The sequence below is a fragment of the Polaromonas sp. P1_F6 genome, assembly GCF_056405695.1.
Window position 1 is genome coordinate 357,005 of record NZ_JBFUBQ010000002.1, and the last position, 18,803, is coordinate 375,807.

General features: G+C 63.0%; 21 protein-coding genes. 7 read left to right on the forward strand and 14 right to left on the reverse strand.

Going from position 1 to position 18,803, the window contains the following annotated elements; genetic code table 11:
* Positions 1 to 65: 65 nt before the first annotated feature.
* The 6 genes from AC1DY9_RS07605 to AC1DY9_RS07630 form a co-directional block, all read right to left on the reverse strand.
* Positions 66 to 899 carry a PhzF family phenazine biosynthesis protein gene (locus tag AC1DY9_RS07605; protein WP_477666193.1) on the reverse strand — a complete coding sequence of 278 codons (834 nt, stop codon included), beginning with the start codon at positions 897 to 899 and terminating at the stop codon, positions 66 to 68.
* A gap of 49 nt (positions 900 to 948) precedes the next feature.
* Entirely contained in the window at positions 949 to 1,623 is a 675-nt protein-coding gene (locus AC1DY9_RS07610) for a phytanoyl-CoA dioxygenase family protein (RefSeq protein ID WP_477666194.1), read from the reverse strand.
* 32 nt (positions 1,624 to 1,655) lie between these two features.
* On the reverse strand, positions 1,656 to 2,423 hold the full coding sequence (locus AC1DY9_RS07615) for an alpha/beta hydrolase (protein WP_477666195.1): 768 nt from the start codon (positions 2,421 to 2,423) through the stop codon (positions 1,656 to 1,658).
* Positions 2,424 to 2,534: 111 nt separating this feature from the next.
* Positions 2,535 to 3,452, reverse strand: a complete 918-nt coding sequence (locus tag AC1DY9_RS07620; RefSeq protein WP_457279454.1) for an LOG family protein — start codon at positions 3,450 to 3,452, stop codon at positions 2,535 to 2,537.
* A 56-nt stretch (positions 3,453 to 3,508) separates the two neighbouring features.
* Positions 3,509 to 4,252, reverse strand: a complete 744-nt coding sequence (locus tag AC1DY9_RS07625; RefSeq protein WP_477666196.1) for an anti-sigma factor — start codon at positions 4,250 to 4,252, stop codon at positions 3,509 to 3,511.
* Entirely contained in the window at positions 4,249 to 4,863 is a 615-nt protein-coding gene (locus tag AC1DY9_RS07630) for an RNA polymerase sigma factor (protein WP_457279452.1), read from the reverse strand. The genes AC1DY9_RS07625 and AC1DY9_RS07630 overlap by 4 nt, the downstream gene beginning before the upstream one ends.
* 225 nt (positions 4,864 to 5,088) lie before the next feature.
* On the opposite strand from AC1DY9_RS07630, the gene AC1DY9_RS07635 reads away from it, so the two are divergent.
* Positions 5,089 to 5,664 carry a DUF3455 domain-containing protein gene (locus AC1DY9_RS07635; protein ID WP_477666197.1) on the forward strand — a complete coding sequence of 192 codons (576 nt, stop codon included), beginning with the start codon at positions 5,089 to 5,091 and terminating at the stop codon, positions 5,662 to 5,664.
* Between the two features lie 30 nt (positions 5,665 to 5,694).
* On the forward strand, positions 5,695 to 6,288 hold the full coding sequence (locus tag AC1DY9_RS07640) for a hypothetical protein (RefSeq protein WP_457279450.1): 594 nt from the start codon (positions 5,695 to 5,697) through the stop codon (positions 6,286 to 6,288).
* A gap of 19 nt (positions 6,289 to 6,307) precedes the next feature.
* Here the strand turns inward: AC1DY9_RS07640 and AC1DY9_RS07645 are convergent, their stop codons facing one another.
* Genes AC1DY9_RS07645 through AC1DY9_RS07655 form a run of 3 tightly spaced genes read right to left on the reverse strand, consistent with a single transcriptional unit; the run spans position 6,308 to position 8,386 of the window.
* Complete coding sequence (locus AC1DY9_RS07645) at positions 6,308 to 6,976, reverse strand: cupredoxin domain-containing protein (RefSeq protein WP_477666198.1); 669 nt, start codon at positions 6,974 to 6,976, stop codon at positions 6,308 to 6,310.
* A complete protein-coding gene (locus AC1DY9_RS07650; protein ID WP_477666199.1) occupies positions 6,973 to 7,431 on the reverse strand; it encodes a group I truncated hemoglobin in 459 nt (152 codons plus the stop codon). The genes AC1DY9_RS07645 and AC1DY9_RS07650 overlap by 4 nt, the downstream gene beginning before the upstream one ends.
* Before the next feature lie 34 nt (positions 7,432 to 7,465).
* Positions 7,466 to 8,386: a DUF3034 family protein gene (locus tag AC1DY9_RS07655; RefSeq protein WP_477666200.1), complete on the reverse strand. Its 921-nt coding sequence runs from the start codon at positions 8,384 to 8,386 to the stop codon at positions 7,466 to 7,468.
* Positions 8,387 to 8,633: 247 nt separating this feature from the next.
* On the opposite strand from AC1DY9_RS07655, the gene AC1DY9_RS07660 reads away from it, so the two are divergent.
* Entirely contained in the window at positions 8,634 to 9,068 is a 435-nt protein-coding gene (locus AC1DY9_RS07660; RefSeq protein WP_477666201.1) for a c-type cytochrome, read from the forward strand.
* Positions 9,069 to 9,226: 158 nt separating this feature from the next.
* A complete protein-coding gene (locus tag AC1DY9_RS07665; RefSeq protein WP_477666202.1) occupies positions 9,227 to 9,745 on the forward strand; it encodes a DUF1569 domain-containing protein in 519 nt (172 codons plus the stop codon).
* 21 nt (positions 9,746 to 9,766) lie between these two features.
* On the opposite strand, the gene AC1DY9_RS07670 is transcribed toward AC1DY9_RS07665, so the two are convergent.
* On the reverse strand, positions 9,767 to 10,969 hold the full coding sequence (locus tag AC1DY9_RS07670) for a Y-family DNA polymerase (protein ID WP_477666390.1): 1,203 nt from the start codon (positions 10,967 to 10,969) through the stop codon (positions 9,767 to 9,769).
* Between the two features lie 277 nt (positions 10,970 to 11,246).
* Between AC1DY9_RS07670 and AC1DY9_RS07675 the strand changes: the two genes are divergently transcribed.
* On the forward strand, positions 11,247 to 11,675 hold the full coding sequence (locus AC1DY9_RS07675) for a VOC family protein (protein WP_477666203.1): 429 nt from the start codon (positions 11,247 to 11,249) through the stop codon (positions 11,673 to 11,675).
* A 90-nt stretch (positions 11,676 to 11,765) separates the two neighbouring features.
* Positions 11,766 to 12,170, forward strand: a complete 405-nt coding sequence (locus AC1DY9_RS07680; RefSeq protein WP_477666204.1) for a DUF3224 domain-containing protein — start codon at positions 11,766 to 11,768, stop codon at positions 12,168 to 12,170.
* Positions 12,171 to 12,240: 70 nt separating this feature from the next.
* Here AC1DY9_RS07680 and AC1DY9_RS07685 read toward each other — a convergent pair whose 3' ends face one another.
* Positions 12,241 to 12,921 (reverse strand): hypothetical protein, encoded by a 681-nt coding sequence (locus AC1DY9_RS07685; protein ID WP_477666205.1) that lies wholly within the window; start codon positions 12,919 to 12,921, stop codon positions 12,241 to 12,243.
* A gap of 19 nt (positions 12,922 to 12,940) precedes the next feature.
* Positions 12,941 to 14,089 carry an alpha-hydroxy acid oxidase gene (locus tag AC1DY9_RS07690; protein WP_457279440.1) on the reverse strand — a complete coding sequence of 383 codons (1,149 nt, stop codon included), beginning with the start codon at positions 14,087 to 14,089 and terminating at the stop codon, positions 12,941 to 12,943.
* Positions 14,090 to 14,292: 203 nt separating this feature from the next.
* Here AC1DY9_RS07690 and AC1DY9_RS07695 point away from each other — a divergent pair, with 203 nt between their 5' ends.
* Positions 14,293 to 15,093: an SPFH domain-containing protein gene (locus tag AC1DY9_RS07695; RefSeq protein WP_457279439.1), complete on the forward strand. Its 801-nt coding sequence runs from the start codon at positions 14,293 to 14,295 to the stop codon at positions 15,091 to 15,093.
* Positions 15,094 to 15,133: 40 nt separating this feature from the next.
* Here AC1DY9_RS07695 and AC1DY9_RS07700 read toward each other — a convergent pair whose 3' ends face one another.
* Both AC1DY9_RS07700 and pbpC read right to left on the reverse strand, forming a co-directional pair.
* Positions 15,134 to 16,495, reverse strand: a complete 1,362-nt coding sequence (locus AC1DY9_RS07700) for a TPM domain-containing protein (RefSeq protein ID WP_477666206.1) — start codon at positions 16,493 to 16,495, stop codon at positions 15,134 to 15,136.
* A gap of 59 nt (positions 16,496 to 16,554) precedes the next feature.
* Complete coding sequence (gene pbpC, locus AC1DY9_RS07705; protein ID WP_477666207.1) at positions 16,555 to 18,798, reverse strand: penicillin-binding protein 1C; 2,244 nt, start codon at positions 18,796 to 18,798, stop codon at positions 16,555 to 16,557.
* Positions 18,799 to 18,803: the final 5 nt, after the last annotated feature.

Here is an 18,803-nt window from a genome sequence, read left to right on the forward strand (position 1 = left end):
TATCAATCGCCAAACCAAAGAGCCTTCTGGTGCCAGGCGAGATGTTTCTCGCGGGCACGGCAAACTCAGTCGTGCATGACCCGCGCTGTCCCTGACACCTTGATCGAGGCCCCGGGAGCGGGTGGAATTTCCGCGCGCAGGCACGAGCGCATGCCCATGTCTTCACCCTGCACGATATCGATGGCGCCGCCGTGCGGCCACTTCAGGTCGCGCAGGTAGCCTGCAAAAGCGGCTGTGGCTGCACCTGTGGCCGGGTCTTCATACACGCCGCCCGAAGCAAACGGATTCCGGGTGTGAAAAAACCGGGGAGTTTGCGCATGGGCCAGCAGGATGGTCACCAGCCCCGCCTTGTTCATCAGTTCGCGGCCCGTGTCCAGGTCATATTGCATGGCCGCCAGTTTGTCGCGGCTCTTCAGAACCAGTACCAGATGGTCTGCGCCGCCGTGGGCGAGCGCGGGGGCAATGCGCGGGTCCAGGTCATCCGGTGTGTAGCCGAACAGCGCCAGGGTGGCCAGCACCAGCGGCTGTGGGGCAGCCTGGCTGCGCGTGGGCGGCGATTGCAGCGCGGCGGTGATCGTCTCCCCGTTGCGCCGGCCTTCAACCGTGATGCTGGCCTGGTTCAGGGTCAGCGCAAACACGCCATCGCCATGCTGAAGGGCCAGTGCTGCGCCCAGGGCTATCGTTGCATGGCCGCAGAAGGGTACTTCGGATTCCGGCGAGAAATAGCGCACCCGCCAGCCGGCGCCGCTTGCAACGGCAAAAACCGTTTCCGAGAAGCCAAGCTCCGCAGCGATCCGCTGCATCTCACGGTCATCCGGAAATTGGCCGGCGATCATCACGCCGGCGGGGTTGCCGCCGGTGTTTCCGTCAGAAAAGGCTGCAATCTTCAAGACACTCATCGTTTTCCTTGTGAAATGGAAGGCGGGCTGCTTGCCTGTCCGGCGCAATTCATATTGCGCGCTGCCACCGGAGGCCGAAAGGCAATACTCGCGGGCCGAACAAAAAATGCAGCACCCTGCGCATGTTGCCGCTGGTGGATCTGGACGAAGCATGCAGCAGCAGCGGGCGCATGGCCATCGCGCTGCCTTGCCCGGCCGTGCAGGTGAACCCGGCTTGGGCCTGGCGGGCTGCTGCAGCGTCCTTCGCCTGCATGCGGCCGTACAGGTGTGACCCCGGAACCACCCGCAGTGGACCGTCCCCCGGGCCGCAGGCATCGATGTGCAAACGCACCGCCACCAACTGCTCCAGCAGCTCGACGGGCGGCTGGACATAAAGAATGCCTTCCTTCCTGGACCAGCCACTCAGGCTTGCGTGCTCTACGTGATCTGCCACGGGAATGCTCAGGTCCTGGTGCACCGGAACCAGCCAGTTGCGCGACGCCGACTTCTCGAAGTAGGTGCATTGCACAGCCGCAAAACCGGCCGGAACCAGGGGGGCCATTGACACGTGCCGGCGCACTCTTGCTGCGAGCGCCTGGCACCAGGCCTCCGATAGCAGGCAACGTGTTCCCGCCGAGTTGGCGGAAATCCCGGCAAGGCGCGAAGCGGCCGATTCACACTGGGCGGCAGTCAGCACCTGCGGAACAAGTGCGAAGCCCTGAGTGGTGAATGCGGCGTGGTCCATCCCGGCTTGTTTTGCAAAGAGGTGTTGAATGCTCACAGCATCGACTGAAACAGCGAAAGGTACTGCGGATGCTGCGAGACCGTGTTGTGGGAGGTTCCGGGCAGCATCTTCAGTACTGCTGTGCCATTCTTGAAGTGCGCATGCAACTGGTCGGTGCTGGCTTTCGGAATGACTTCATCGTATTCGGCCGAAATCAGCAGCGTGGGCACGGTGACTTTGGCCGCGTACTTCCAGGACTCGAACTTGTCGACAAGAAGCCAGGGGATGGGAAACCAGGGAAAGCGCTGCGCTGCCAGTTCCTGGATGCTGTTGTAGGGCGTCACCAGAATCAGGCGCGACGCCGGCCGTTGGCTGGCCACCCGGATCGCAACGCCTGAGCCCAGACTCCTGCCAACCACGGTGACGTCCGAATGTGTCCGGCTCACATGGTCGAACAAGGCCAGGGCGTCGCTTTGAAGCGCCGCCTCGGTGGGATTTCCAGTACTTCCGCCGTAACCGCGGTAGTGAAGCAGGTAGAGGGCATGGCCTGGAAATGCTTCCGAGAAAGACGGCAAATTCGGCGAAACGTCTTCGGCATTGCCGCCGAAGTAAATGATGGCCTTGGGTCCGGCCGTTTGCCGGGCGGTGACCACGAGCGTGGCGTCGGGTGTCTGGAGGTGGAGCGTCGTGGCCGGACTGCCCCACGACCTCGGCTGCGGGAAATAGATCAGCGAGCGTTGAAACGCAAACAGCGCCGCGCAGATGCCCAGGTAAGCGAGCACCATGACCACCAGAAAACCAGTCACTGTGCGGCGCACCATGAAACTCGGCGTCTTCCCCCGCAGCGCGCCCCGCCAATCAGGATGATCCGGTCCAAAAGGCCACGAACAAGGTTCATCGGATGCGTCGCATTGAGTGAGTGCCTGAATAACTCAGTTCAACCGCATGTCTGCACTGAGTTGTTTGACCAGCTCTGCACTCGTTTCCACATACTTCAAAAATGGCACTTCATCCTTGTTGATGGTCTTGCGCGCCATCATGTCGGTCAGGCGCGCGTCCAGGCTTTGCCAGTGAATTTGGCGATTGCCCACGAGATACACCGGAACCCTGGTCAGCTGCCTGCTTTTGATGATCTCGATGATCTGGAATATTTCCCATTCGGTGCCGGTCCCTCCTGGTGCAATCACGATGGCGGCCGAGTGCTTGATCATCGCCAGCTCGCGGATGGAGACGCTGGAAAAAATCAGGCCATGGGTCACATAGGCATTCAAGGCCTGCTTGGGGTCACCACCATAGGGTTTCAGCGTGTCGTTGGCCGTCGAGCGGTCGTAGTAGGTGGTGTACCCGACGCTGGGGCCTCCCGCCTCTTTTGCGCCGCGGTTGCCGGCTTCCATCAGGCCCGGGCCCGCACCCGTCATTATCGGATACTGCTTGCCATAACGCGTGGTCCATGCGTGAGCAAAATTCCGGATGTCTGCGTAGATGGCATCGTTTGCCGCCCTGATGGTGTCGTTGCAGTTCTCACCGCGCGCGTCGCAGGCGGCATTTTTCTCGCGGATACGGGAGCTGCCATAGATGGAGACAAAGCCCCGCGGAAAATGCATGGCCTTCAGGGCGTCAGAGCAGTAGGTGTCCTGAGCCATCAGTTTCACGGGGACGATGTTTTCAACGCCCGCATAGGGGCCGATGTAATCGGCGTTCGGGACATCTGCTTTCGCTACTGCGCACTCCAGCCGTAGCTCCGTGGGCTTGATCGCAGACGTTGCTGTGGTTGGCGGTGGTGTTGCACACCCGAGGAGGGTGGCGGTGACCACACCGAGGGATAGAAACAAATTGAGGCTGGCGTTCATGCTGGTTCTCCTTTTTACGGTACCTACCCGGATTGAGGCCCCGGATGCCGCCACGCTCACCACAGCTTGGCGCAATTGCCGCTGAACACCACGGTTCCGCTCGGGCTGGCGGGTGTGGCGCTGGTTTCCAGTGTCACCACCAGCTTGCTGACCTTGGACAGCAGCTTTTCCGACGTATCGGGCAGCATGGAAACCGCCGATCCGCTCGTGGGCACGGTGCCCAGCGAGAACGCCGGGCCATTGGCCGGCACGGCCCACAGCACCAGTGTTCCGGTGGCCGGCGGTGTGATCGGGCCTATGACCTTGACCGTCATGGTCTTGCCGTGGCGCAGCGAACTGGCCAGCAGCTTGCCGTTGCCCTGGGCGTCGGTGAGCAGGCCCACATAGCTTTGCGGCAGCCTTTCGCCCGAGCGCATCGCGATCTGGTCGCTGGACATGAACAGGGTGGGCATGGCGATAAAGAAAACGCTGGCCGCGATCACCCCGGCGGCCAGGCCGCCGAAGCCGAAACCGGCAGGTTTGAGCCAGCCCAGCCAGGACGGTTTTGTTTGCGGCGCCCGTTGCGGCCCTGCGGGTCGTGTGCGTGCTGCGATGRCAGCCCACACCCTGGGAGACGGTTTGTGCGCCGGTACCGACATGGCGAGTTGACCCAGCCGGGCTTCCCATTGTGTGACGCGCACGCGCACATCGGCACGGTCGCGCTGCAGGCGCTCAAAGCGGCGGCGCGCGCCATCTTGCAGCGTACCCAGCACATAGGCCGATGCGAGGTGTTCGAGCAATTCGGGGCTGGAATATCTCATGACGCCACCACCCCTTGCGCCGCCAGGCAGCCCTTGAGTTTTTCGAGCCCGCGCCGTATCCAGGCTTTCACCGAACCCAGCGGCGCGCCCATTTGCGCGGCCACTTCGGTATGCGACAGGCCCTGGTAATACGCCAGCGCCAGGCTTTGGCGGTGGCTGCCTTCCAGTGCATTCATGCAGCCTTCGATGTGCAGGGCCTCTGTGGCCTGCTCCAGCAGCTGCATGGCGCTGGGGGTGGGTGTGGCGGTGGTTTCGGTGTCTTCCTCATCCACATCACCGGAGTCGGGCAACTCGCTTTCCTTGCGGCGCGTGCGGGAGCGCAGGGCGTCCAGCGCCTTGTTGCGGACGATGGCGATCAGCCACGTCATGGGTTGAATGGTTTGCCCGTCTACCTCACTGCGGTAGCCGGCAGCGTTTTTCCAGATGCTCACGTAAGCCTCTTGCAGCACATCTTCGGCCGCGTGTCCTTGTCCCAATATACGTACGGCAACGCCAAACAGATGCGTGTGGGTGCGTTCATAGACCTGCGCAAAGCAGGCGTGGTCGCCTTGCCCTGCGCCGGCGATCAGCGCCTGCAGGCTACGGGTGTCCGTGTCGGGGGCCAGTTTCATGCGGCTGAGTATAGGGAGTTACGCCCAAGCGGCAAATCTTCCCCGGGCATGGCATTTTTTTCAGAAAAAGCTGCATCCAATCGACGCTTGCTGTCGTTTGTCCCTGGTAGGCCGGGCGCCGCGCCGGCCCACGCCCCCTTCCGCCATGTGGTTGTTGGGACTTTTTTACTTTCTTTTAACCCGGAGACCTGTCAATATTTGCAGGACTCCTCTCAGGAGATCGCCATGACACCGATAGCAACCGCCACCCAACCCAGGCTTCACGCAGGCCTTGCCGCTGCCGCGTTGTGTACTGGACTGCTGCTAAGCGCCTGCGCCGGTGGCCCGGCCGCACCAATGGATGTCAAGCCGGTGCCCGCCGCGCTCAAGCCGGCCGACGGCGAACGCGCGGCCTTCACCTGGCATGCGGTGGGCTCGCAGATTTATGAGTGCCGCTCCGGCGACAAGGGCTGGGCCTGGGTGTTTGTTGCGCCAGAGGCAGACCTCTTCAACCAGAAAGACGAAAAAGTCGGCACGCATGGCGCCGGCCCGAACTGGACCGCGCTGGACGGCAGCAAAACCGTGGGCACGGTCAAAGCGCGCGCCGACGGCGAGCGTCCCGCCGACATCCCGCTGCTGCTGCTGACGGCCAAATCTGCCGGCATGCCCGGCAAGATGGCCACCGTTACCAGCGTGCAGCGCCTGAACACCGAGGGCGGCAATGCGCCGGCCAAAGGCTGCACCACACCGGCCGATGCGGGCAAACGCGTCAAGGAAGGCTATACCGCCGACTACGTGTTTTTCACCGCCCAAAAAGCCTGACCCACAAAGCCAGAGGAAGCGAGGCCTGACATGTCCGTGCTCAAGAACCTTTTCAGCGCCAGCAAGAGTCCCAAGCACGATGCCACGGGGCCTGAGACGGGTCCGGTCAAGATGAATCTTGACGAGCGCATGGCGTTTCGGCGCGAGATGCTGTTCGAGGCCATCAAGGTCACGATGCAGGCCCACGGAATTTTGTCGGCCAGCTACAAATTCCGCGTGGTGCGTAACGACAAGCGAGGCCACCAGTACATGGTGCTGGTGGACCTTTCCACCGACTTCCTGGACAACCGGGAAGGTGGGCCCGCCCGGCTGGTCGAGGTGGGTGCGGCTATCGCCAAAAATGCCGCTGCGCGTTACAACCTGCTGGTCAGCGGCGTGTACTGGCAGATCAATGAGCAGATTCAGGCCTTCGCGCCCAGCCGGCCCGTCTCCTTGCCCGCGAGCCCGGATGCGGCCAGCCCACCGCCACCGGTACAACGCCGGGAGCGAGCCACGGCGGAAGAACTCGCGGCCTTTGAAGCCGCCTGGGAGAAGGGGCGGGCGCTGCATATCGGCGACCGGGTCTATTCGTCCGACCTGTCGCCGCTGGAGCCTGATTCCCAGAAGGACGACAGCCGGCGCTAACAACCTCGGGGCCGGCCGTTCAAGACCTGCGCCGCCGCGGCACCACGGTAAGCTGCATAACGCTTTTGGCCGGGGAGGCGCTCACCGTGACCTGCTGCGGCGCAATGTCCACCAGCTGGTCGGGGTGCCAGACTTTCAGCTGCGCGGCGCCCTCAGGCAGGTCCTCAAAGCTCGCAATGCCTTCCGGACTGGTTTTGGTTGCCCAGGGGGATTCACTGGCGTAGATATAGCCGCGCATCGAGCCGTGGATAAAACAGCCCAGCAAGGTGGCCCCGACAACGCCGRCCCTGTCCAGCGTCACTTCACTGGACTTGCCCGGTTTTCCGTCGGGCTTGCCTTCCAGCCGCAGCTCGAAGCCGGCATTCGTCGCGTTGAACTGGCCCATGCCGGCAGGTGAGCTGCGCACGTGGTGGTCCCAGGGGTCGTTGTTCACAAATTGAATTTTTGCCCCCACGGGAACCACCGTCACTGCGGGAACGAACTGCATCTTTTCCTGGTGAATGGTGGCCTGCGCAGCCGGCGGCGTTCTGGGCTGGGCGCTTTTGTTGGCGGGTGCCACCACGACCACGGCATCCGGCACCGGTTTGCCGTCTTTGTCGAGCACCGACACCGTGAGGCTGGCCGCATGAGCCCCTGCGCCGAAAGCGAAGAGCGCGGCGATCGCTGTGAGCTGGATTATTTGTTTCATGGTTTGGCTGCCGTCTCGGTGGGCGTGATGATGTCGCGGTTCATGGGAGCCAGCAGTGCCAGCATTTCATTCTGTTTGCGAAAAGGAATGTCCCTGGCATCCATGCTTTGCTGCAGCACCTCCACCAGGGCGTGGAAGTCCGACTTCTTGATGTCCAGGTTGGCGTGCGCGCTTTTCATGTCCGCGCCCTTGTAAATGCAGGGGCCGCCGCTCAGGGCGCAGAGCTGGTCGACCAGCTGCTCTTTCACGCGCTGCTGGTTCGACGGCTTGAAATGCGGCCCGGTGCGCGGGTCGGCCAGCAGGCGAACCATGAAGTCGTCCATCAGCGCCACCAGGCCGGCTTTTTCACCGAAGGCCTTGTAGAGCTGGTCGTCTTTGGGCGCCGTCTGGGCAAATGCATATCCGGCCATCAGAAGGCCTGCTGCGAGGGCAAAAGAAACAAAAGGGTTTTTCATGGGGCGGTTCCTTGAAGGGGGTTGTTCGTCGGGCTTAAAAAGCGACCTGGGCCGAGAGGTAGTAGCCGGTCTGCTTTCGGCTGCCGGTGGTGGCGGGCACGATCACGCCCAGGTCCACATACGCCAGCGTGAGCGAAAGATTTTTGGTCGGCGCCCAGGCAATAAAGATGTCTTTCCAGTCTTCAGAGCGCAGGCCGTTGCCCAGGCCGGCCGCGCGGCCGGCGCCCTCGAGCTTGTTGCGCATGAAGCGGTATTCGGCGCCGATGGCGATGTTTTTGCTCACCAGCCAGGCAATCGAAAATTCCGGCTGCAGCGTGTACTTGTCTTCGTTGCCGCCCAACGTGGCGCCGTAGCCCAGCAGGCCGTTCTGGTTGGCCTTGGTTGCGCGTAGCGTGCCGTTGAGCAGCAGGCTCTGGCCCAGGAAGAGTTTTGTGGCGCTGACATACACATCGACGCCGTGGCGTTTGGCGCCCAGTGCATTGAGTGTGGGGTCCAGCCCCGTGGAGCCCAGCGTCTTGTACTGCACGCCCACTGCCACCTGCGGCATCAGCGTGTCGCTGTCCAGGACGGCGTCGCCCAGCACGCGCACCTTGGCGCCCACGATGGTCTGCTTCAGGTGCAGCCCCGGCAAGCCCAGCGCCACGCCGGTGCCGCGGGTGTTGAAGTCCTGCTGTGCAATCGACAGTTCGTAGCGGTCATGGATGCCGACGGCCGCGCCGTACACATTGAGGCCGTAGTCGGTGGTGCCGGCGTGGGTGACATAGGCAGAACCGCCAATCTCGCCTGCCGTGGCGTTGCTGCCGATGACGGCCCAGGGCGTGAGGCCGCCGCCGGCCGCGCCTTCAATGGTGCTGACGCCGCCGGTCAGGAGGAGTTTGCCGGTGTCGGCGTTGGCGCCGGCGCAAAGCAGGGTGAGCAGGCTGGCAATCAGGGGGGGTGATACGGAGTGGCGCATGGTGATCCTGTGGGTGGAAAGGAAAAAGCCGGTTGCCGGCGTCAATGGAAGTGAACCTGTGTGGAATACGGCAAACCGGATTCACTGGATTCAATGAAACGAAAAAAAGATGCGAAAAGAAGCTGGGTCGCTCTTCGAAAGGCTGAATCCGCGGGCCGGCCGTCAACGTATTCAGAACAGCTTGCGGGATGGCCTGGCAGATTGCATGGCTTTCCCACCCATCAAAAACCAGTTTCAGGAGTGCTGAATGCCTGCTTGTTCCCTGTTCATGCGCAATGCGCGTCATTTTTTTGGTACCGTGGCGGCACTGACGCTCTTTGGCGTGAGCGGTGCCCCGCTATGGGCCCAAACGGCGCCCGAACGCGAATGGGTCACACCGCCACCCGGCAATGTGGCGCGCGGCATGGCCCTGTACCAGGCTCGCTGCACGGCCTGCCATGCGGTCGACAGCAACAAGATCGGGCCCGCGCACCGCGGTGTGATGGGCCGCCGCGTGGGCAGCCTGCCTGGGTACAAATATTCAGACGAATTGGCCCGGTCTCGGCTGCGCTGGACGCCGCAAACCCTCAACGCCTGGCTGGAAGACCCTGAGCAACTGGTGGCCGGCCAGCGCATGGGCTTTCAGGTGGAAAGCGCGGCGGAGCGCGCCGACCTGATTGCCTACCTGGCCACGCTGAAATGAACAGACCGCTATCAATTCAGGAGCTGCTTGCGCTTGTCCTGCCTGCCTGGAAGGCCTTTTCTTCATAAACTCTTTGTTCCGTGGCCCATGAGAGAAACGCCAGCCCGCCCTGATGCCGCAGCAAATGGGGCCCTGTGGGGACTGCTACCATCGCAGCCATGAAACGACGCGACTTTCTGGCCACCACCACGCTGGCTTTCACCGGAGGATTTGCCATGGCTGATTTGCCCAAAGTCCAGTCACTGGATGAAGCGCTGCGCTGGCTGGACAAGGTTGACCAGGCCGCCAGCGTCAAAACCACCGGCCAATGGCCCCTGGTGTCGGTGCTGGAGCACATGGCGCAAAGCGTGGAGATGAGCCTGGACGGTTTTCCGCAGCCGAAAAGCGCGGTGTTCCAGAACACGGCGGGCGCTGCGGCTTTTGCCTTCTTCAAATGGCGCGGGCAAATGAGCCACAGCCTGAGCGAGCCCATCCCGGGCGCTGCGGCGCTCAGCCGTGAAGGCGACTGGCGGCCCGCCTCGGCGCGGCTGCGCGCGGCCATTGCCCGCTTCGCCGGGCACCAGGGCGCGCTCAAGCCGCACTTTGCCTACGGCGCACTCAGCAAGGCTGATTTTTCACTTGCCCACACCTTCCATATCGCCAACCACCAGGATGAGATCGTCCTGGTGGCGCGCTAGAAGAACTGGTTAAAAAGCTGGTTAGAAGAGCTGGTCGGTTGCTATCGATTCAGGAGCAGCTTGCGCTCGTCCTGATTGGTCTGCAGGCACTTTTTGTTCGTAAACTCCTTCTTCGCCGAGCTTGGCCAGCGTGGAAGCGCGAACGCCCAGCAGGCGCAGTTTTTTGTCCAGCGGCACCCGTTTGAGGCACAGGCCCGCCAGCTGGCGGATGGTTTTTCCGTCCGCGGTGTAAGTGTCTGAGGTCTGGTCGCGCGTCGCGATCTTGAAGTCGTCATAGCGCAGCTTGATGCCGATGGTTTTGGCCACATAACCCTTGCGTTGCAGATCTTCGCCCAGCCTTTCACACAGGTCGGTGAAGATCGCGCCCAGCGTCGCCTTGTCGCGCACCGCATGCAGGTCACGGTCAAAGGTGGTTTCGCGGCTCATGCTGACCGGCTCGCTCTCGGTGACCACCGGTCGGTCGTCGCGGCCCCAGGCAGCCTCGTGCATCCAGGCGCCGGTGGCCTTGCCGAAGTTGTCGATGAGCCATTGCGGGTCTTGTGTGGCCAGCTCGCCGATGGTGTGGATGTGCAGCCTCGCCAGTTTTTCGCCGGACTTCGGGCCGATGCCGTTGATCTTGCGTACGTGCAATGGCCAGATTTTTTCCTGCAGGTCAGCTTCGTAAATGATGGAAATGCCGTTGGGCTTGTTGAACTCGCTCGCCATCTTGGCCAGCAGCTTGTTGGGCGCCACGCCGACGGAGCAGGTCAGGCCCGTCTTCTCAAAAATCGCTTTCTGGATGAGCCGGGCCAGCACGCGCCCGCCTTCACGCTGGCCGCCGGGCACGTCGGTGAAGTCAACGTAGACCTCGTCCACGCCGCGGTCCTGCATGAGCGGCGCGATGTCGGTGATGGTGCTTTTGAAGAGCTGCGAGTATTTGCGGATTTCCGAAAAATCCACCGGCAGCACGATGGCCTGCGGGCATAGCTTGGCGGCCTTCATCATGCCCATGGCCGAGCCCACGCCGAACTGCCGTGCCGCATAGGTGGCGGTGGTGATAACGCCGCGGCCCACATAGTCCTTGAGCAGCGGAAAACTTTCCACCGGAATGAAGCGCAAGGCCCGCTCGCCCTGCGCCGCCCGCAGCTCCTCGTCAACCTTGCGCCAGCCACCGCCTATGACCACCGGCAGGCCCTTCAACTGCGGGTAGCGCAGCAACTCGACGGAGGCGAAAAACGCGTCCATGTCGAGGTGGGCAATGCGGCGGATTTTGGCTGGAGATGAAACGGGTGAATGGGCCACTTCGCAAGCATAGCGCGCAGGCAAGGGTTGTGGCGGTGGGCTTGCGCCCGGCAGGGTAGGCCCGGGCTTACGGCGCTTCTTCCCCGTTCCTTACGCGGACACAAATTGCCCTGATAAATACTCGGATTCACGCCAGACGGGTGGCCACGCGGGGTGGCATGCCCATTTGCTTATTTTTGCCATCCGCCCGTTGGCTGTTTTTTCCAAGGAGGCCGTTGCCATGACCGAGGACCAGAAAAATAGCCGTGCAACCATCATTCCCACGCTGCGTTACCGGGACGGTGCCGCAGCGGTCAAATGGCTGTGCCGCGCTTTCGGCTTTCAGGAGCACCTGGTGGTGCCCGACAAGGACGGCGCCATTGCACATGCCCAACTGGTTTACGGCAATGGAATGATCATGCTGGGCTCCGCCACCAACAACGATTTCCACGAGCTCGTCAAGTCACCGTCAGAGTCCGGCTGTGTCGGGTCGCAAAGCGCTTACATCCAGGTCCAGGATGTGGATGCGCACTACAGGCAAGCCGTTGCTGCGGGGGCCGTCATCGTGATCGACATCAAGGATGAAGACTATGGAGGACGAGGCTACTCCTGCCGGGACCCGGAGGGCCATATCTGGAATTTCGGAAGCTACGATCCCTGGGCAGTCTGACTAGGCGGCGCCCGGCATCATGCCCAGAGAAGGCAAGTGATCGCGCTCTGGCATCATGGCCGCACTGCACATCCCTTGAAAGTGAATGCCATGCCCTCCCACGCCACCGGAACCTTTGAAGTCAAGCTCCTGCCCCAGTCACTTGCGAACGCGGAGGCCGGACCCTTGATGGGCCGTCTGTCCATCAACAAGACCTTCAGCGGCGACCTGCAGGGCACTAGCGTAGGCGAGATGCTAAGCGCTGGCACCGCCGTCAAAGGCTCAGCAGGCTACGTCGCAATGGAGCACGTGACGGGCACGCTGCACGGGAAAAGCGGCAGCTTTGTATTGCAGCACAGCGGCACCATGAACCGCGGTGCACCGCAGTTGACTGTCAGCGTGGTGCCGGATTCAGGCACCGATGAGCTGACGGGCCTGAGCGGCACGCTCACCATTCAGATTGCCGACGGCAAGCATTCGTATGCGATGGACTATGAGATTTCGCCTCAGGCTTGAGATCGCGGAATAGTCATGGCCGACGAGTGACCCTGCACTGGCTGGTGGCCCGTCCACGGATTTCCGGCCCTCACCTCAGGTCATGGGCACTGGCTGCATAGGCCAGCTGATAGCGGCCTGCCAGTGCGCCGGACAGGGCACCGTGGCGCTCGATCTCTTTCCCGCGCGACTCCTGCTGCAGCGCTTCCAGTGCCGACGCTTCGTAGGCCATGGCGACCACGATCCAGTCGGCCACCGCATCTTTGCCCCCGCGAATCTGCTGCTCTTTCGTGCTTGCGGCCTGCGGCGTCTCCGTGCGCAGCACGTGAAATGCGACGCCGCCTGGCTGGCTGACGAATGACGCCCCAAGCTCCGAGAGGTGGTCCAGCAGTTCTGCATGCCGGCCTTCGGCGGGCGAGAAGCGCAAGGTCAATGCATGACGGGCGATTCCGCCCCCGGCGCTGTGAAGCAGCCGGCACTGGCTTCGGACCATGCCCTGGTGGTGCGGCATCATCTTCGTGGACCAGGGCGTCGGGTTGTTCAGGCGCTCCAGGTAGCCGATCGACGTGAGGGTCTCGTAGTCTTCCAGCTCATACAGCACGAAGAAACCTTCTGCACTGTCGACGCTGGACCAGCGTGAACCCCGCAGAAAACCCTTGATGCCCATGCGCTCGGGAAAGTGCTCATGGGAATGCCAGTGTTCGAACTCCTCGCGGTGTTCTGCTGCCATGTTCCACCACATCGCAACGGCGGCTTGTCCCAGGAAGGCCATGGTGTTTACCGCCTCAGGCTCAATAAGTGCCTGGCACAAAGATGCTGGTGTCCACCGACTTGATGTCGGTGCGCCCACAGAAGGCCATGGTCAGGTCCAGTTCCTTGTGGATGATCTGCAGCGCCTTGGTTACGCCTTCTTCGCCCATGGCGCCCAGGCCGTAGAGGAAGGCGCGGCCGATGTAGGTGCCCTTGGCACCCAGGGCGGTGGCTTTCAGCACATCCTGGCCGGAGCGGATGCCGCCGTCCATGTGGACCTCGATCTGGTTGCCCACTGCCGCGACGATCTCGGGCAGGCAGGAAATGGAAGACATGGCGCCATCGAGCTGGCGGCCGCCGTGGTTGGACACCACCAGCGCATCGGCGCCCGAATTGACGGCGAGCTTGGCGTCTTCAACGTCCTGGATGCCTTTGAGGATCAATTTGCCGCCCCAGCGCTTTTTGATCCACTCCACGTCGCCCCAGTTGAGGGCCGGGTCGAACTGTTTGGCCGTCCACTCCGAGAGCGAGCCCATGTTCTCGACACCCTTGACGTGGCCCACGATGTTGCCGAAGCCGTGGCGCTTGGTACCCAGCATACCCAGCCCCCAGCGCGGCTTGGTCATCAGGTTGAGGATGGTGGAGAGCGTCGGCTTGGGCGGAGCGCTCAGGCCGTTCTTCAAGTCTTTGTGGCGCTGGCCGAGGATCTGCAAATCGAGCGTGAGCACCAGTGCCGAGCAGTTGGCTGCCTTGGCGCGGTCGATCAGGCTTTCAATGAAGGCGCGGTCCTTCATCACGTAGAGCTGGAACCAGAAGGGGTGGCGGTCTGTGCCGGCGGCCACGTCTTCGATGGAGCAGATGCTCATGGTCGACAGTGTGAACGGGATGCCGAATTTTTTGGCCGCGCGGGCGCCCAGGATTTCGCCATCGGCGTGCTGCATGCCCGTGAGGCCCGTGGGCGCGATAGCGACCGGCATGGCTACCGGCTGGCCGATCATGGTGGTGGCTGTGCTGCGGTTTTCCATGTTGACGGCCACGCGCTGGCGCAGCTTGATCTTCTGGAAATCGCTTTCGTTGGCGCGGTAGGTGCTTTCCGTCCAAGAGCCCGAGTCGGCGTAGTCGTAAAACATGCGGGGCACCCGCTTTTTGGCCAGGACGCGCAGGTCTTCGATGTTGGTGATCACGGGCATGGGGTCTCCAGACGACAGTTTTTTTGGGGAAGCTGCCGCCATGGTAGCGCCCGTGTTTGCGTTCTTGCGTGAATTCTGGTCCCGAGGCTTTGAAATTATTGATAAGCCACTGTCCCGCATAATCTGCGCCGGTGCGCCCCTGGGGCGCTACCTCAACAAAAAGCGGCGACCAGGGCCTGTTCGCCAATACCAGGGAATTACCTATGCAACGCACTCTCTTCACACTGATTCCAGTCCTGACGCTCGCACTGCTGGCCGGATGTACCCGCATTGAAACCGGCGAGGTGGGCTTGCGCATCAACTTTGACAAAACCACAGACCCGACCGAGCGCCTGCCGGGCTCCTTTAACCAGACGCTGATCGGCGATATCCTGACCTTCAAGATTCAGGACGTGGCGGTGGCCGTGGACAACATGACCCCGCTGGCGTCTGACAACTCAACCGTCAAGGACTTTGACATGACCGTTGTCTACAACGTCAACCCGACGGCGGTGTCCGAGTTATGGACCACCAAAAACAGGACGTTTCACGGTTTGTCTGAAAAAGGCAACGACATCTTGCTGATGCAGAACTATGTGGCGATGAGCGCGCGCAACGCGGCTTACAAGGTGGCGCGCGAATATGAGTCGCTCAAGATGGCCGACAACCGGCCGGCGATTGAGCAGAAAATCCGCGAAAACGTCATCAAGACGCTGACCGAGGAAAAGCTGGCGGACAAGATCACGGTTTCCCAGATCCAGGTGCGTGCCATTACCCCCGCCGATGTGATTGTTCAGAGTGCCAACGAATTGGTGCGGGCGCAAAACGAGCTGAAAACCAAGGAAGTTGAAGTCCAGACCGCCAAAAAAGAAGCGGAGCGCATTGCTGCCTTGAACGCTAACGCGGGCGCAATTGGCTACATGAACGCCATGGCCAACCTGAAGATCGCCGAAGGCGTTGCCGCAGGCAAGGTGCATACCATTGTGGTGCCCTATGACTTCAAGGGCATCGTGAACGCAAAGTGATCCTGGGCCGGCGGCGCGCATCCAACGCTGCCGGCGTCTCCTACCAGCTGCCGGACGAGCCGCCCCCGCTGCTGGAGCCACCCGACGAACTCCGGCTGCTGGAACTGGAGCTCGAACTGCTGCCCGACGAGCTGCTGCCATCCCGGTCATCGCGCCCACTGCTGCTGCCGGTACCCCCCGTGAAGAAGCCGAACAGCATCGCCAGCCCGAATGCCATGCCTGTCGGCATCCAGGATTCCCAGTCAGTCAGAAGCAGGTCTGGCGGGTTTTGAAACGCCACATACCCCACAACGCAGGCCACCAGGGCGCTGCGCACGCCAAACTCCACCAGGCTGCGTTTGTAGGCCGCGCGCATACCCATGGCGATCAGGCCGAGCAGCAAACAGCCTATACCGCCCCCCAGGGCGTAGAGCAGGCCCACGCCGAACCGCTCGGAGCCCACCACGAAGGCAATACCGACCATGACGCCGATCGCCAGCCCGATACCGGCGGCAATCCTGCGCACCGTGCGGGAGCGGCCGCAGCCGAAGCCCAGCGCAAACGCCAAAGGCATCGGGAAGGTGAGCAGGATGGCTCCGATGGCGACATTCTTCAGGACAACTACCGCCACCGCCGGGGCGGCCGCGATGATACCGATCGTCACAGGCCACTTCCAGGTGCGATGCGCCCGGACTACGCCCACGGCGAAACCCCACAGCAGTGCGGCAAGAAAGGCCCAGCCAAAGCGCGTGATGCCACCGCGGCTCGCCTCCGGGGGCTCAATCTCGCCTCGCAGCAGCGCGCCGATGTGGCCGACGGCCGCTTCCAGTCCGCCGCCGTAGTCGTTGCGCTTAAAGCGCGGCTTCATGTCCTGGTCGATGATGCGGCCCGCCAGCACGTCGGGCACGGTGCCCTCCAGGCCCTGGCCCACCTCGATGCGCATGCGCCTGTCTTCCAGTGCCACGAGGATCAGGATGCCGTCGTCGCGCTGGGTGTCGCCGAGTTTCCATTTCTCGAACACGCGCGTGGCGTATTCCTCGATGGAGTCTTCGCCCGTGGTTGGCAGCATGAACACGACCACCGCCGCCCGCGTGTCTGCTTCGATTGCCAGGATATGTTCGTTCAGGGCCGCGACCTGGGCGGTGCTCAGCGTGCCGGTGGTGTCGAGCACGCGCGCGCTGTAAGGCGGAACCTGCACCCGTACGGCATCGGCGGGCGTGGCTATCTGCGCAGCATCGCTCGGTGTGGGTGCCTGTGCGGCATCGGACGGCACGTCTGTCTGTCCGGCACGCGCCGGTGCTGCCATGGCATCACCCGCCGCCAGCATGCACAGCGCCACCCACAGAACAACCAGAGTTTTATAGAGAAAACGCCGGGTTTCAGCCGCTGAAGGAAATAGCGGGGCGCGTTGAAGGTGAAGCATGGAAGGTTTGGGGTAGAGCATGGCCGGTACAGCGTTGTCGAATGCCGGTGACGGAAAGATCAACGTGCCGCAGCCGCGCCGCCACGCACGCTGGCTTCGCGCACACCGGCACCGCGAACTTCGAGCCTGATCTCGTCGGCCACTTTGCCGCCGGCATCGACCAGCTGCACCACATGCCGGCCTGGCCAGGGCAGCCACTGTGCCTGGGGCCCGCGCGCAAACTCCTTGCCGTCCATCAGCCAGCGGGTGCCGCGGCCTTCGGCGCTGAAGCTCACACGCTGGTGTTTGGGCGGAATGTCCGGGTCCAGCGCAATGATGGTGCCGGAGGCAGGGGCGGTGATGCGGGGCGGGGCGTCGGGCTCGGCAACCGGTTTTTTCAAGACATTTCTGGCTGCGACCCTTTCAGAACGGGCGCCACCAGCTCCTGAATTCATAGCAAAAACGGCCTGCTCCGTGCCTTTCAGGAACCATTCGCTGCGGGATGCTTCCAGCGGCGTGCCGCCCTGGTTGCCAAACCGGGTCTGGCTTTGCACCAGGCCGGCGGGCGGCAACGGCGCGCGGCTGGGTTCGGTTTTATGCAGGTAATTCATCACCGCCGCCCAGATGGGGGCGGCGCCCGTGGTGCCGCTCACGTCCCACATGGGCGCGCCGCTGGCATTGCCCACCCACACGCCCACGGTGTAGCGCTGCGAGAAGCCCATGGCCCAGTTGTCGCGCATGTCCTTGCTGGTACCGGTTTTCACGGCGCTCCAGAAGCGGGTGGCCAGGATGCTGTCGGTGCCGAAGGTGCGGGCGCGCGCCATCGGGTCGGCCATGATGTCGGTGGCGATAAAGGCCGCGCGTGCATCCAGCGCGGGCTTGAAGACCGGTTTGGGGTTTCTCGCCAGCGAAGTCGCGCTGTAGCGACCGCCGTTGGCCAGCGTGCGGTAGGCATTGGTGAGGGACAGCAAAGACACCTCGCTGCTGCCCAGCGCCAGGCTGTAGCCGTAATAGTCACCCGACTCCTTGAGCGGCAGGCCCACGGCTTTGAGCTGTTTGTGAAAGGCATCGGGCGTCACCATCACCAGCGTACGCACGGCCGGCACGTTCAGCGACGCACCGAGTGCGGTGCGGGCCGATACCAGGCCCTTGAACTGGCGGTCGTAGTTTTGCGGAATGTAGAGCCCGCCCGCGGTCTGGATCTGCGAGGACGAATCTTCGAGCAGCGACGCTGCGGTGATGCGGCGCTCGGCAATGGCCTCTGCATACAAAAACGGCTTGAGCGTGGAGCCCGGCTGGCGCAGTGCCATCACACCGTCGACTTCGGCGGCGCCGCTCAGTTCGCCCGACGAACCTACCCAGGCCAGCACCTCGCCGGTGGCGTTGTCCAGCACGACAATGGCGCCGTCTTCGACGTGGCGGCCGCGCAGCTCGCGCAGCTGCTGGGTCAGGGTCTGCACGGCAAAGCGCTGCAGCGGAGCGCGCGCGGTGGAAACCAGCGTGCGGGGCACGCCCGTACGCCCAGGGGTATCGGCCTGGGCCGCGAGCAGCCGGCGCGCCAGGTGCGGCGCCACGCCTTCGCTGGGGTCAAACGCCTTGCGCTGCAGCGCGGCAGTGGCAAGCAGGTCCAGACCCTCGCAGTCGGCCTTGGCCGGCGCTTGCATGGTTTTCAGCACGCCGCAAGCTCGCTGCGAGACCTGCGCGGCCTTGGCGTTGGGCGCACGCACCAGCGCGGCGGCGATCGCGGCCTCGCGCTCATCCAGCCCATGCGCAGCCTTGCCAAACAGTGTGCGGCTCAGCGCGTCGATGCCGACAAGTTCGCCGCGAAAAGGCACAAGATTCAGGTACGCCTCCAGGATCTGGTCCTTGCGCCAGCGTGCCTCCAGCACTTGGGCCGACACGGTCTGCCCCACCTTTTGCGCCATGCTGCGGCCACCCGCACCGGCGCGCCAGTCCTCGTCGAGCAGTCCTGCCAGCTGCATGCTGAGGGTGGAAGCACCGCGGGTTTTGGTGTTCCACAGATTGCCCCAGGCCGCCGCAGAGACCGCCCGCCAGTCCACACCGCTGTGCTCGTAAAAACGCTTGTCCTCACTCAGAATCAGTGCCGTGCGCAAGGCAGGCGAGACATCGGGCAGCGCCACCCACTGGCCGCGCCGCACGGCGCTGTCGATGCGCAGCCGCTGGATGAGCTCGCCGCCGCGGTCCAGAACCAGCATGTCGGAGGGCCTGTAGTCGCGTTTGACTTCGTCGAAGGTGGCGACGGCCCAGGCGGCGTCCATCATGGCCGCAGCCAGTAGCAATGCTGTCGCAAGCTTGCGTGTCATGTGCT